Source organism: Streptomyces sp. AB3(2024), from assembly GCF_041862025.1.
GTDB lineage: Bacteria > Actinomycetota > Actinomycetes > Streptomycetales > Streptomycetaceae > Streptomyces.
In genome coordinates this window covers 1-13344 of sequence record NZ_JBGWAB010000177.1, presented here as the reverse complement: position 1 = coordinate 13344, position 13344 = coordinate 1, and the positions used below count along the sequence as shown (strand labels likewise).

Here is a 13344-nt window from a genome sequence, read left to right as displayed (position 1 = left end):
GGCGGCGGCGGCGCCCGCGGCCTGGGGCTCCGCCGGGCGGCGCGGGGACCGGACGCGGGTACCGGGCCCGTGCGGGCCTGGCGCGAGCGCCGCGGGATTGCCGCAATCCCGACGAAGCGGCCGTGCGGTCAGGGCTGTCGCCGGGGCCGGTCCTCGACGGCGTGGGCGGCGGCCATCCGGGCGAGGTCGGCGGTGAGGGAGTCGAGCCAGGCCGTGGCGGTGTAGAACAGCGGGGGTGCGTCGCGGGTGGCGTCCGAGGGGTCCGGACCGCCGGGCTGGGCGTCCTCTCCGGCGTCCGCCCGCGTCTCGCCGGGCCCGCTCCGGCGGCGGCCCTTGGGTACGTCGAAGCGGGCGGCGGCCATCGCGAAGCCGTCCGCCACCCAGGCCCCGTACGACCTGACGCGGCTGCCGGCGGAGCGGTCCGGGGCGGGTACCGGCTCCCCGGCGGCGTCCAGGACCCGGTGTGCTCCCCAGAGCACGTGGTGGCCGGCCATGAGCGCGCTGTGCCAGTCGGGGCCGGGTCCGGCCGGATGCTGGGCCTCGCCCTGGAACTGGGCGTAGGCCGTCTCGGCCAGCAACAGCGCGTGCCTGACCTCGGCGTCGTCGCACGCGGCCGGTGGTGTTCCCGCTCCCGCCGTCACGGCGCGCGTGGTGGCGGCGACCTGCGCGGCGGCGCCCCTGAGCAGCCTGGCCACGGAGCGGCCGAGTTCGTCGTGGGCGCCCTTGGGCCAGGCGAGCAGTCCGCACAGCATGCCGATGACACTGCCGATGAGCACGTCGAGGAAGCGGACCTCGGCGAGCTGCCAGGTGGCGACGGACAGCTGGGCGAAGACGAGGGCGACGACCAGGGTGAACATCGCCTGCATCCAGCCCACGCCCCGCACCGGGCCGACGCAGAACGCGATGAGCATCAGCGGCGGCAGCAGGATCGCGCACGGCAGGGCGGCGCCGTCCGCGAGGGCGAGGACGACTCCGGCGGCGAGGGCGCCCACGAAGGTCCCGGTGAGGGCCTGGCGCACGGTGGCCCGGGTCTGGACGGCCGTGGTGCGGGTCAGGGACAGCACGGCGAGCATCGCCCAGAAGCCGTGGGGCAGGGTGTCCAGTCCGGCCACGGTGCGGGCCACGGCGAGCGCGAGGCTGATGCGTACGGCGTTCTGGAAGTGGACGGACCGCGGTTCGGCGTGTCCCGAGAGGCGGATCCACCAGAGCCGCAGCGGATGAACCCGGGCGTACCAGAAGCGGCCCTCGGTGGTGTCGGGTGCGGCCGCGCGCCCGCGGACGGAGAGGTCGGCCACCTGGCCCAGGACCAGGGCGGCGTCCGCGATCTCCACCAGTGCCGCGTGGCGCCTGCGGTCGATGGGGGTGGCGGGCCGGAGGACAGCGGTCCGTTCCCGGGCCGCGTGCAGGGCACGGGCGGCCGCCCCGGCCTCCGCGGTGGCGGTCGCGGTCGCGGGATCCCCCGCGAGGACGACGGCCGTCTCCCGGTCGGCCGCCGCGACCGAGCCCAGCAGGGCCAGTCCCGCGGGATCGGGCGGGGTGCCGGAGCCGGGGGGCGGCAGGGCGCGCAGCCGGGCCAGGAGGGTGCGTGCGGCGAGGCCGGTGTGCGCCAGCGCGCGCTCGCGCAGGCCGGGGCCTGCGGGGCGCTCGGCTTCCGGGACCCGGGACGGGCGTACGGCCTCGCCGGCGGCCACGGCCTGGCGGGTGACATCGGCGGGCAGGGCGTAGGGCGGCTCGCGCAGGGCGGCGGCGCACCGGGCGGCGCTGCGGGCGGCGGCGGCGACCCGTTCCGCGTAGGAGGGTGCGCGGGCGTCGGGGAGGACGAACGCCTCGGCGAGGACCGTCAGTGCGAGGCCCACGACGGTGCCGGTCAGCCGTTCACCGAGCGTGTCCGGGGCGTACGGGGGGAAGCAGGGCAGGATGTACAGCAGCTGCAGCCCGGGGGACGCCCCCGCGGGGCGGGGTCCGGCGGCCGCGACGAAGGCCAGGCAGAAGCCGATGACCAGGGTGCCCGCGACGGCGGTCCAGGTGCGGACGGCGAGGTAGGTGCCCACCGTCACCAGCACGCAGGTGACGGGCAGGAGCTTCAGCATCACGGCGGCCCGCTGGCGGCCGGTGCCCGGGATCCGGGCGAGGGCGGCGAGGGAGACCGCGCAGAACAGGGCGTAGGTGGCACTGACCGGGCGGTCCAGGACATAGAGGAACACGTAGAAGCCGGTGCAGGCGGCCAGGGTGACGCGGACGGCCCGGCGCGCGGCGGCGGCCGTCGGGTCGGTGCCGGTGCGCAGCCGTTCGAGGGCCCGGGCGGGGCGCCCCGTACGGCGGGGTGCCGTGCGCGGCGCGGCGCCGGTGGTGCCCTCGCCGTCGTGCGTCTGCGTACCCATCGCGACTCCGCCCGCCCCGCCTTGCTCGGTCCGGCCCCCGTTTCAGGGTCCCACCGCGGGCCCCGGACGGCAGCCCCGGGCAGGGGCCCGCACGGCCTCCCCCGTGCGGGGGCGGCCGGGCGGGCCCGTCGGGTGCGGGCGGGGTTCAGCTCACCCGGAGGGTGACGTCGTCCACGACGTAGGAGGTCTGGAGCGACTGGTCCTCCGTGCCGAGGAACTGGAGGGTGACGGTCTGGCCGGCGAACCGGGAGAGGTCGTACGACTTCTCCGCGTAGCCGGTGTTGGCGTCGACGTTGGAGAGGGTCTCCAGGGTCTGGCCGTCGACCGACACGGTGAAGCGGTCGTAGACCACGTTCTCGGTCTCGTCGGTGTCGATGTGCAGGAAGAACGAGAGCCGGTACGAGGAGCAGCCGGCCGGGATCGTCAGGGACTGGGCGGCGCTGTCGGTGTGGGAGGAGCCCCAGCCGTTCAGCCACGCCATGTAGCCGCCGGAGTGCGGGACCTCCCCCGGCCTGGTTGGTGATGACGCCGGTGGTGGCGTTCCAGGGGCTGCTGCCGTTCTCGAACCCGCCGTTGGCCACGACCTGGGCCGGGGTGCAGGTGCCGCCACCGCCGCTGACGGTCAGGGTGTAGGTGGTGGTGTGGGTGGCGGTGCCGGATCCGGTGACGGTCAGGGTGTAGGTGCCGGGAGCGGTGTTCGCGGCGACCTGGACGGACAGGGTGGAGGAGTTGCCGGACTGCACCGAGGACGGGCTGAGGGTGGCGCTGACGCCGGCCGGATCGCGGAGGCGGGCAGCCTGGGCGCCGCGGCGCGGCGGCTCGGGGTGTCCCAGCCCGCGCTCTCGGCGCAGCTGCGCCGCATCGAGGCGGTCACCGGCGGGGAGCTGTTCGTACGCGGCAGGAACGGCGTGGAGCCCACCGCCCTCGGCCAGTTCGTGCTGACCAGGGCGCGCCGGGTGCTCAGCGAGATGGACGCGCTCGGCGCGGAGGCGCGCGCGCTGGCCCCCGGTGCGCCCCTGCGGCTCGGCTGCATCCTGCTGGTCCTGCTCGACGGGCTCCTCGCCCAGACCGACCTGGCCATGTCCGGGCGGGAGATCACCGTGGACCTGGAGGACTCGGTGACGGCCCTGGCCCGGATGCTGGGCGCCGGGCGCTACGACGCGATCGTGTACGGGGAGGTCAACGAGCACGAAGTGCCGCTCCCCGAGGGGGCCCTGGCCCGGACCCTGATCGCGAAGAAGCCGTTCTGCATCCGGCTCTCGGCGCAGCACCCGCTGGCCGCCCTGGAGCACATCGACCTGACGGACCTGGCCGACGAGCCGTGGATGACCCTGGTGGAGGACGACGACGGGGGCCCGGAGGCCCTGGTGGCCGCCTGTACCAAGGCCGGGTTCAGCCCGCTGCTGCGCTACCGGATCACCGACCGGAAGATGCACTACGACCTGATCGCCGCGGGCCGGGCCGTGTCCCTGAGCCAGCCGACGGCCCCGGCGGCCGCGGGGACGGTGCTGCGCCCGCTCGCCGGGGACCCCGTCACCGGCCGGATCCGCCTCGCCTGGAACCGGGCCGCGCTCTCGGCCCGGCAGGCGGAACTCCTCTACCGCGCGGCGGCCCGCTCCTACGTGGCCGACGTCGGCAACAACGCCTTCCACCAGGCCTGGTGGGACGCCCACCCGGAGGTCCATCCGCCACTCGACTGACCTCCGGCCGGGCCGTACCCGGCGGTGCCCCGGTCAGAGCACCCGGCCGCCGAAGGGGCCGCCGGTGCCGTGGACGCCGTTTCCGTAGTAGGTGCCCAGCCGCTCGCGGTAGGCGGGGTCGGCGAGGTGGGTGTCGCGGTGGAAGGCGGGGGCGTTCTTGATCTGGCCCCGGGTCCGGTCGACGAAGACCTTGCGCTCGGCGGTGTCGACGCTCACGACGGTGCTCGCCGGCAGCAGGACCTCCTTCCCGAAGATCCACGTCCCGGTGTCCACGACCAGGTAGGCGTCACCGGCTTCCTCGGAGTGCTTGGCGACCTTGCCCACGCCTCCGTCGGTCGCCTCCACCCGGTAGCCGATCAGATCGGCACCCGCCGGGCGGCCCGCGGTCGGCTTGTAGCTCCACACATGTCCGGTCACGTGAACCCCGCTCCTCCGGTCGGTGGCGAACGGCGGCGCGAGCCGCCGCCGTTCGCCCGTCTCGGCCCTCGTGTTCCCGGTGCCGGGCCCTTCACACGTGCCGGACGGCCGGAGGCCGTCCGGGTGGGCCGGGGTGAGCCGGCCTGGGCCGGGGCGGGCCGGGGCGGCGGTCAGACCTTGCGGACCACGCTGGACTTGAGCTGCATCGCGCCGAACCCCTCGACCTTGCAGTCGATGTCGTGGCCGTCCACGCCGTCGACGAGGCGGATGTTGCGCACCTTCGTACCCGCCTTGATCCCGCTCGGGCTGCCCTTGACCTTGAGCCCCTTGACGACGGTCACGGTGTCTCCGTCGGCCAGTACGTTGCCGACCGCGTCCTTGATCACTCGCTCGGCGGGGGCCGCGGCGCCGTCGTCGGACGCGGCCGGCCACTCGTGACCGCATTCGGGGCAGACGAGGAGCGCGCCCATCTCGTAGGCGTAGGCGCCGGAGCACTCGGGGCAGGGGGGCACGGAGGTGTCAGTCACCGGAACAGTGTATTTCAGGCCATAGGCACCGCCCGGCCACCACCCCACCCGGCCACCCGCGGCCGGGGACGGCCAGGGACCGACCGCGGGGGCGAGCACCTCGGCGGCTGCGGCCACGGACGCGTCCGGGCGCACCGTACGGGCGGTGTGCCCAGTCACCCTGGACGGCATGTCCAGCCCCTTCCCCTACTCTTTCGGATCTCCACTGCGTTCGACCGAGGGAGCAGGCCATGACCACCCTGATCGTCTTCGACATCGACGGCACGCTGCTGCGCAGCGTTCCCGCCCACGTGGCCGCGTTCGTGGCGGCGCTCCGTGAGAGCGGGCTCACGGAGATGGACTCGAACTGGGGCGGGTACACCCACCACACGGACGCGTGGATCTTCCGCGAGGTGTTCCGCCAGAACACGGGCCGGCTCCCCGGCGAGGCGGAGACCAAGCGGTTCTCCGGCCTGCTCCACGAGCACTTCACGGCCGCGACGGCCCGCGAGGGCGTCGCGCAGATCCCCGGGGCCGCCGCGTTCCTGCGGGCACTGGACGCGGACCCCGGATACGCGGTGGCCTTCGCGACGGGCGCGATGCGTGAGGTCACCGAGGCCAAGCTGGCTCCCCTGGAGGTGACCGGGCCGGTGGTGACCGCGAGCGAGCACGCCTTCCGGGAGCACCTGGTGCGCGAGGCCGTCCACCAGTCCGTCGAACGGGCCGGAGGCGCCTTCGAGCGCGTGGTCTGCGTGGGTGACGGGCCGTGGGACGTGCGGGCGGCGGTGGCGACCGGCAGCCAGTTCATCGGCATAGGCGCCTCGCCGGAGCCGTTCGGCGACTGGTTCCCGCGTACGCACCTGTTCGCCTCCTTCGACGAGGTCGACCCGGCGGCGGACTTCACCCTGCTCCCGCCCGCCGGCCGGGTGGCCGGGGAGCCGGACGCGGACCGGGTGTTCGCCCCCCGGCCGGCATCCTGCCCCTGCTGGAACTGACCGCCCGCCCATTCCCCCGCCCGTTCGGCGACCGCCCGGCACCGCTGCTCGAAGCAGCCGGTCGCGATCGGGCTCGTGGCCGGCAGCCGTACGTCGGCGACGGGGACGTCCCGCGGTTGCGGGCGGAGGCGAGGATCTCCACGCCACCGGCCGCACCTCGATCGAACACCACTGCGAGAAGGGTGAGTTTGTGCACGCCGGGCCGCAACGGGCCGGGCGTCCTCGTGCCCTCGTCGGGTCTCCCGTTATCACGAACGGCCGCGCCCGTGCGCCCGCGTGTGCGCGGCGAAACCGGCAACACGCCAATGCGCGGGGATTTTTCCATTGCTTCGCCGATATTTTGCAGAACCGATACAACCCAGAGGGTGCCCGGGAAGTGAAACGCGTGTGCCTTCGGAGAAAACTGGGCGGCCGTCAGACCCCAGGGAGCCATGTCACCGAAAGCAGGACCGTCGCAGGTATCCGACCGACCGTTGCCCGCATCCGAACGCGGAGGTATCCCGATGTCCGTATCCAGGACCGTCTCCCGTAGTTGCCGAAAGTCGCACCGGCCCGTTCGCCGCATTCCAGGATCCCGCCTCCCCCGCGCCCTCGCGCTGCTCTTGCTCCTGACCGCCTCCGGCGTCGCCGGCCCCGCCTCACCCGCCGGCGCCGCCCCCTCCTACGGCGCCAGGGCCGTGGTCGTGGCCGCCTCCAAGGAGGGCGCCCCGTACGCGCACGGCGCGGCCGGGCCCGCGCGCTTCGACTGCTCCGGCCTGACCCTCTATTCCTTCCGGCAGGCGGGCCGGGTGCTGCCCCGCACCGCGGAGCAGCAGTACGAACACACCGATCACATCAGCCGGGACCAACGGGTGCCGGGGGACCTGGTGTTCTTCCCCGACGGCTCCACCATGGGCCACGTCGGCATCTACGCCGGCGACGACAAGATCTGGCACGCCCCCAGACCGGGGACCCGCGTACGGCTGGAACGGATCTGGAGCGGAAACGTCCGCTACGGCCGCGCCTCGTGACCGCACCGGCGCGCGCCCCCGGCACACCACCGGTCCGGCTATCGGCCGGACGGGTCGGCGCCCGCGGGCACCTCGTCGATCCGGCCGTCCACGCCCGCCCGGTAGAGCCTCCCCGCCGAGAAGCCCCGGTCCCCGTGCCCATAGGTGATCTGGGTGGACAGGTGCAGGCCCGACTCCACGGCGCACAGGGACGCGCCCTCGGCCCGCCAGATCTGTCCCGACACGTGGGTGGCGATCAGCGGGCGTCCGCGGCCGTCGAGGGTGAGCCCGTCGGGCAGGGCCAGGGCGTCCCGGGGCTCGGTGGAGAGCCACCGCCGCGGGTGCACCGGGTCACTCACGGGGATCCGGTACAGGCCGGGAGCGACGGTCGTCTGGACCACGTAGACCTCGGAGCCGTCCGGGGAGACGGCGATCCCGTTGGGCTGCCCCACCCGGGCCCAGGCGGGGTCGACGCGCCCGTCCGGGGTGACGCGGCCGATGGTCCGGGCGCCCAGGGTGGTGGTGTACACGGTGCCGTCGGGGGCGAGGGCGACGCCGTCGATCCCGCCCAGACCCGAGGCGTACGTGCTCACCCCGCCGGAATCCGGATCCACCAGCAGCAGCTCCGAGACCGGCAGGAGGCCGCCGGTGAGGGAGTGCGCGAGGTCGTTGCCCGTGCCGACGAGCAGCCGGCCGTCCCCGCGGACCACGATCCCGCCGTTGGCTCCGATCTCGCCGGTGAGCGCGACGGGGGTGCTGCCCGGGGCGTCGATGCGGTAGACCCGGCCGGTGTAGTACGCGGTGGCGAACATCCGCCCGCGTCCGTCCACGGCGATCGACTCGACCCAGTCGGGCATCCGGGCCACCTCGACGGGGGGCGGGGCCTGCGGGTCCGCGCAGGCCGGCGCCGCCTGGGCGGGGGCGGGCGCGTGGGCGCCCGCCAGCGCGGCCAGTACGGCGGCGGTCACGGCCGCGCGGCCCCCGCGGCGCGGCGTTCGCGGGCCGGTACGGAACGTGCGGATCGGCATCGTCGGTCCCCCTCCGTGATCGGGCACCCTGCCCGGCGCAGTATCGGCCGACGGGACTCCCCCGCACCAGCCCCGCCCGCACCACCCGCCACCGCCCTGGCCGGAAACCGCCGTTCACCGCCGCCCGGCCGGGCCGGGCGGCCGCCCCGGCGGGCTCAGGGACGGGCCGGGCACGGGCTCAGGGGCGGGCCGGGCTCAGCACCAGGGGACACGGGTGTAGTTGTGCACGTAGCGGGCCGAGACCCAGCCCGGCTTGCCGTGCAGCCGGTACCAGATGTCGTTGCCCTCCACCCACGCGCCCTCGGTCTGGCAGGAGAGCCGGACCTTCTGCCAGGGGTCGAGGGTGGCGACCTCGTGGGAGTGCGTGCTCGCGTGGGCCCTGACCTTGAGCCCGGAGGTGCTGACCACGAGCCCCTCGGCCGGCGACGACGTCGCCAGCGCGTTCCCGGCGAAGAGGGTGACGGCGGCGGCCGCCGCCGGACCCGCCCACGCGATCCTCCTGAACATGCGCATCCGCGCCTCCCCATCTCCACCGCTGACGTGCCGCGCACCGAGCGCGGCACCGACCTCGACCCTGCGTCGCCGTGCCCCGTACGTCCGTACGGCGCACCGCACGGTCGCCCGATCGGCGGAGGGCCGGACCCGGTGATATGAGTGGGGGATGGCGCTGTCCGATTCCCCCGACGACCGGACCCGGCACGGCCGCGCGCAGCGCAAGCGGCTGCCGCGCTCGGCGCACGACCGGGTGCCGGCGGCCGACGAGCGGCCGGACCCGGTCGCCGTGCTCGCGGCGCAGGGCGCCGGCCGGCTGCCGGACCTGCTGCCCCTGCGGTACGCCCGGATGGCGGCGGGCCCCTTCCCGTTCCTGCGCGGCGCGGCGGCCGTGATGGCCGCCGACCTGGCGACGACGGCGGACAGCGGCCTGCGGGTGCAGCTGTGCGGGGACGCCCACCTGCTGAACTTCGGGTTGTACGCCTCGCCCGAGCGCGCCCTGCTCTTCGATCTCAACGACTTCGACGAGACGCTCCCCGGACCGTTCGAGTGGGACGTCAAACGGCTGGCGGCGAGCGTGGCCGTGGCCGCCCGCGCGAACGGCCACGACGACGCGGCCGCGCTGACCGCCGCCGAGGCGTCCGCCGCCGCCTACCGGCGGAACATGCGCCGCCTCGCCGGGCTCGGGGAACTCGCCGTCTGGTACGAGCGGGTGGACACCGCGCAGGTGCTGCCCCTGGTGCGGCGCCGGCACCGCGAAAGAGTCGCGGCCGGCCTGGAGCGCGCCCGCCGCCGCACCAGTCTGCAGGCCCTGGACAAGCTGACGGACGTCGTGGACGGGCGGCCCCGGATCCGCTACGAACCGCCGCTCCTGGAGCCGGTGGACGATCTGGACGCCGCGACCGTGCGGAGCGTGTTCTCCGACTACCGGGAGTCCCTGCCGGAGGAGCGGCGCCTACTGCTGGACCGGTTCGCGGTGGTGGACGTGGCACGGAAGGTGGTGGGCGTCGGCAGTGTCGGAACCCGCTGCTTCGTGGTGCTGCTCACCGGCCGGGACGCCGGTGACCCGCTGTTCCTCCAGATCAAGGAGGCCGGTCCGTCCGTACTGGAGCCGCACGCCGGGGCGTCCGCGCACCGGCACGCCGGCCACCGGGTGGTGGCCGGGCAGCGGCTGATCCAGGCGGCGGCGGACATCTTCCTCGGCTGGGCCACCGGTCCGGGGGGCCGGCACTTCTACTGGCGCCAGCTGCGCGACATGAAGGGGGCCGCCGACGTCGCCGCCATGGACCCCGTGCTGCTGCAGGAGTACGCGGCGCTGTGCGGCCGGACCCTGGCCCGCGCCCACGCCCGGACCGGCGACCGGATCGCGATCGCGGGCTACCTGGGCACCGGGGACATCTTCGACCGGGCCGTCGCCCGCTTCGCGCTGGCCTACGCGGACCTGACCCTCGCCGACCACGCCGCGCTCACGGCCGCCCTGACCGACACCCCCACACCCTCCCACGCCGCCCGCCCGTCCCCGAAGGCCCCGGGATGACCCGCCGAGAGGACGCTCACGCGCCGTGACGCCAAGGTGACGCTCCGGTCACGCACGGTCGGCAGACTGCGGATCAGCCGACAGTGAGAGGGGACCGGCCGTGCCCGTCAGCCCCACCTTCCCGGGTGTGTACATCAACGAGGTCAAGAGCGCCGTGCACACCATCACCGGGGTGCCGACGTCCGTGACCGCCTTCGCCGGGGCGGCCGTGCGCGGCCCGACCGACCGGCCGGTGCACATCACGAGCTTCGCCGACTACCAGCGGCTGTTCGGCGGGGTCGTCCCGCGCAGTCCGCTCGGGTACGCCGTCTACCAGTACTACGCCAACGGCGGGAGCGAGGCGGAGATCGTCCGGCTGGTCCACACCGGGGACGGCGACGACACGAAGAACGCCAAGGCCTCCACCCTCACCCTCGCGGGTTCGCGCGCGGTCACGCTCGTCGCGCGGGGCGAGGGCCTGTGGGGGGACTCCCTCTACGCGCGGGTCGACCACGACACCAGCGAGACGCCCGCGGCCGGCGCCCCGCGGACCCTGTACAACCTCACGGTCCTCGACAGGGGGACCGGGACGGTCGAGCGCCACCTCAACATCAGCTCCCACCCCGACGACGCCAACTCCCTCGACAAGGCGCTGAGTTCGTCCGCCCTGCTCACCGTGCCGGCCACGAACCCGGTCCTCGACGTGGTCCCCGCCGCACACGAGGCGATCACCCCCGCCGACCCCAGCCAGGACCCCTTCGACGAGGCCAAGCCCGCCCGCCACGCGAAGGCCGGGGGCGGCGCGGACGGCTCCGCGCCCGGCCTGTCCGACTACCAGGGCGGCACGACCGGGCAGGCCGCGAAGACGGGCCTCTACCAGCTCCTGAAGACCGACATCTTCAACCTGCTCTGCCTGCCCGGGGCCCCGCAGTCCGCACTGGCGCCCGCCGCGGCCCTGTGCGCGGACCGGCGCGCGATCCTGATCGTCGATCCGCCCGCCTCCTGGACGGGCATCGAGGCCGCCGTCAACGGGATGACCACTCCCCCGGTGACGGGCGACGCGGCGAAGAACGCCGTCGTCTACTTCCCCCCTCTGGTCATTCCCGACCCGGCGGCGGGCGGGGTCCCCACGACGGTCCCGCCGTGCGGCACGGTGGCCGGCGTGATGGCCCGCACCGACGTGCAGCGGGGCGTGTGGAAGGCCCCGGCCGGCACCGACGCCTCCCTCGCCGGGGTGACCGGGCCCGCGCTGGCCATGACCGACCTGGAGAACGGCCGGCTCAACCAGCTCGGGGTGAACTGTCTGCGTTCCTTCCCCGTACTCGGCCCGCTGGTGTGGGGCGCGCGGACGCTGCGGGGCGCCGACCGGCTGGCCGACGAGTGGAAGTACCTGCCGGTGCGGCGGTTCGCCCTGTTCGTGGAGGAGAGCCTCTACCGCGGCACCCAGTGGGTGGTCTTCGAGCCGAACGACGAACCGCTGTGGGCCTCGATCCGGCTGAACGTGGGCGCGTTCATGAACGGCCTGTTCCGGCAGGGGGCGTTGCAGGGCGCGACGGCCCGGGAGGCCTACCTCGTCAAGTGCGACCGAGAGAACAACCCGCAGAACGACATCGACCGGGGCATCGTCAACATCGTCGTCGGCTTCGCGCCGCTCAAACCGGCCGAGTTCGTGATCATCCACATCGAGCAGCTCGCCGGGCAGCTGCAGGTCTGAGGAGCGAGACGATGGCAACCACCGCGCGGGTCGACCCGCTCAAGAACTTCCGTTTCCGGGTCCGTTACAGCGACAGCATCGTGCCGTTCATCGGGGTCCACAAGGTGTCCGGGATGAAGCGGACCGTGGAGGTGGTCAAGCACCGCGACGGCGGCGCCCCCACCAACAGCTCCAAACTGCCGGGGCGGGTGGAGTTCGACCCGATCGTCCTCGAACGCGGGGTCACCGTGAACGCCCTCGAATTCGAGAAGTGGGCGAACAAGACCTGGAGTTACGCCAACGCGGCCGGCGGGCGGGAGACCTCCCTCAAGGACTTCCGGCGCGATCTGGTCATCGACGTCCACGACGAGACCGGCCAGAAGGTGCTCTCCTACCACGTGTTCAACTGCTGGGTGTCGGAATACCAGCCCTTCTCGGACCTCGACGCGAACGCGAACGCGGTGCTCGTCCAGCACATCCGCCTGGAGAACGAGGGGTGGGTGCGGGACATCGCCCTGCCGCCCGCGGCCGAGGTCTCCTTCGACGATCCGGCGGTGTGAGGGGTGGCCGTACTCACTCAGGAACGGCTCCTGCGCGGCTGGGAGGAGGGTCTGGGCCAGGGGCGGGTGGCGCGCGCGGTGGCACTCGCCGCCGCCGCGGGCGGGCACTCCTTCGAGGAGGCCTGCGACCTGCCGCTCGGCGCGCGCGACGCGCTGCTCGTGGGGCTGCGGGGCGCGTGCTTCCGCGGCGACGTGCAGGCCCTGGCCGACTGTCCCGCCTGCGGGGAGGAACTCGAAGTGGCCGTACCGCTCTCGGACCTGCGCCGTCGCGGGGAGGCGGTACGGGGCGAGGTCACCGTCCGGGGGCACCGCGTCCGGTTCCGGGCGCTGACGAGCCGGGACGTGCTGGCGGTGGAGGCGGCCGGCACGGCGTGCGCCGGGGCGCGGCGGCGTCTGGTCACCCGGTGCGTGCTCGCCGTGGACGGGGAAGCGGTGGACGGACAGGCTCTGGACGGAGAGGCCGTGGACGGGGAGGCCGTGGGCGCGCTGGGCGACGAGGTGCTCGAAGCCGTCGCCGCCGCGCTGCCCGCCGTGGATCCGGGGGCGGACATCCGGCTCGACCTGACCTGTGCCCTCTGCGGGCACGGCTGGGCCGCCCCGTTCGACGTCGCGGCGCACCTGTGGGCCGATGTCGACGCGTGCGCGCGGGGTCTGCTGGGCGACGTGCACACCCTGGCCCGGGCGTACGGGTGGCGCGAGAAGGAGGTCCTCGCGCTCAGTGCGGCCCGGCGCCGGTTCTACCTGGAGGCGGTCGGGGCATGAGCGACTTCGTCGACCGCGTCCTGGGGCTCCCCGATCCGTCGGCGGTCCGGCCCCGGCTCCGCTCGTTCTTCGACCTCCCTCCGGTGCTCGACCCTCCCCCGCCGGGTGCGGAGTCCCAGGAGGAGGCGGCGGCCGGAGCCCGCCCGCTGTCGGACGCGCCTGCGACGACGGGCTCCCGGGCGGCGCGTACGGCGCGTCACGAAGATGATCGCGGCTTCGCGGTCACCCGCCCGACCCGGCCGTCCTGATGATCAGAGGTGGAAGAGAAAGAGCTCCCGCCCGCGCGACATCCTGACGTCTCGCGT

The 13344-nt window shown here is 74.5% G+C and carries 14 protein-coding genes; 8 read left to right on the top strand and 6 right to left on the bottom strand.

Annotated elements, in window-relative coordinates; genetic code table 11:
- Positions 1 to 128: 128 nt before the first annotated feature.
- The gene (locus tag ACEPPI_RS37280; protein WP_373919703.1) at positions 129 to 2381 is read right to left on the bottom strand and encodes an FUSC family protein; all 2253 of its coding nucleotides are present in this window, start codon (positions 2379 to 2381) and stop codon (positions 129 to 131) included.
- Between the two features lie 145 nt (positions 2382 to 2526).
- Positions 2527 to 2862 (bottom strand): hypothetical protein, encoded by a 336-nt coding sequence (locus tag ACEPPI_RS37275; protein ID WP_373919702.1) that lies wholly within the window; start codon positions 2860 to 2862, stop codon positions 2527 to 2529.
- Positions 2863 to 3205: 343 nt separating this feature from the next.
- Here ACEPPI_RS37275 and ACEPPI_RS37270 point away from each other — a divergent pair, with 343 nt between their 5' ends.
- Positions 3206 to 4081, top strand: a complete 876-nt coding sequence (locus ACEPPI_RS37270) for a LysR substrate-binding domain-containing protein (RefSeq protein WP_373919701.1) — start codon at positions 3206 to 3208, stop codon at positions 4079 to 4081.
- Between the two features lie 33 nt (positions 4082 to 4114).
- Here ACEPPI_RS37270 and ACEPPI_RS37265 read toward each other — a convergent pair whose 3' ends face one another.
- Entirely contained in the window at positions 4115 to 4498 is a 384-nt protein-coding gene (locus ACEPPI_RS37265; protein ID WP_373919700.1) for a PRC-barrel domain containing protein, read from the bottom strand.
- Between the two features lie 170 nt (positions 4499 to 4668).
- Positions 4669 to 5025 carry a zinc ribbon domain-containing protein YjdM gene (locus ACEPPI_RS37260; protein WP_373919699.1) on the bottom strand — a complete coding sequence of 119 codons (357 nt, stop codon included), beginning with the start codon at positions 5023 to 5025 and terminating at the stop codon, positions 4669 to 4671.
- 230 nt (positions 5026 to 5255) lie between these two features.
- Here ACEPPI_RS37260 and ACEPPI_RS37255 point away from each other — a divergent pair, with 230 nt between their 5' ends.
- Both ACEPPI_RS37255 and ACEPPI_RS37250 read left to right on the top strand, forming a co-directional pair.
- Complete coding sequence (locus tag ACEPPI_RS37255) at positions 5256 to 5999, top strand: HAD family hydrolase (RefSeq protein WP_373919698.1); 744 nt, start codon at positions 5256 to 5258, stop codon at positions 5997 to 5999.
- A 602-nt stretch (positions 6000 to 6601) separates the two neighbouring features.
- On the top strand, positions 6602 to 7009 hold the full coding sequence (locus tag ACEPPI_RS37250; protein WP_373919697.1) for a C40 family peptidase: 408 nt from the start codon (positions 6602 to 6604) through the stop codon (positions 7007 to 7009).
- A 38-nt stretch (positions 7010 to 7047) separates the two neighbouring features.
- Here ACEPPI_RS37250 and ACEPPI_RS37245 read toward each other — a convergent pair whose 3' ends face one another.
- Both ACEPPI_RS37245 and ACEPPI_RS37240 read right to left on the bottom strand, forming a co-directional pair.
- Positions 7048 to 8016 (bottom strand): SMP-30/gluconolactonase/LRE family protein, encoded by a 969-nt coding sequence (locus tag ACEPPI_RS37245; protein WP_373919696.1) that lies wholly within the window; start codon positions 8014 to 8016, stop codon positions 7048 to 7050.
- A 195-nt stretch (positions 8017 to 8211) separates the two neighbouring features.
- Positions 8212 to 8529, bottom strand: coding sequence for an SH3 domain-containing protein (locus tag ACEPPI_RS37240; RefSeq protein WP_373919695.1), 318 nt, complete (start codon positions 8527 to 8529; stop codon positions 8212 to 8214).
- Between the two features lie 148 nt (positions 8530 to 8677).
- Here ACEPPI_RS37240 and ACEPPI_RS37235 point away from each other — a divergent pair, with 148 nt between their 5' ends.
- From ACEPPI_RS37235 to ACEPPI_RS37215, 5 genes are all read left to right on the top strand, one after another.
- Positions 8678 to 10045: a DUF2252 domain-containing protein gene (locus ACEPPI_RS37235; RefSeq protein ID WP_373919694.1), complete on the top strand. Its 1368-nt coding sequence runs from the start codon at positions 8678 to 8680 to the stop codon at positions 10043 to 10045.
- 100 nt (positions 10046 to 10145) lie between these two features.
- Positions 10146 to 11738, top strand: coding sequence for a phage tail sheath family protein (locus tag ACEPPI_RS37230; RefSeq protein ID WP_373919693.1), 1593 nt, complete (start codon positions 10146 to 10148; stop codon positions 11736 to 11738).
- Positions 11739 to 11749: 11 nt separating this feature from the next.
- On the top strand, positions 11750 to 12277 hold the full coding sequence (locus ACEPPI_RS37225) for a phage tail protein (protein WP_373919692.1): 528 nt from the start codon (positions 11750 to 11752) through the stop codon (positions 12275 to 12277).
- Between the two features lie 3 nt (positions 12278 to 12280).
- Positions 12281 to 13039 carry a hypothetical protein gene (locus ACEPPI_RS37220; RefSeq protein WP_373919691.1) on the top strand — a complete coding sequence of 253 codons (759 nt, stop codon included), beginning with the start codon at positions 12281 to 12283 and terminating at the stop codon, positions 13037 to 13039.
- Positions 13036 to 13287, top strand: coding sequence for a hypothetical protein (locus ACEPPI_RS37215; protein WP_373919690.1), 252 nt, complete (start codon positions 13036 to 13038; stop codon positions 13285 to 13287). The genes ACEPPI_RS37220 and ACEPPI_RS37215 overlap by 4 nt, the downstream gene beginning before the upstream one ends.
- Positions 13288 to 13344: the final 57 nt, after the last annotated feature.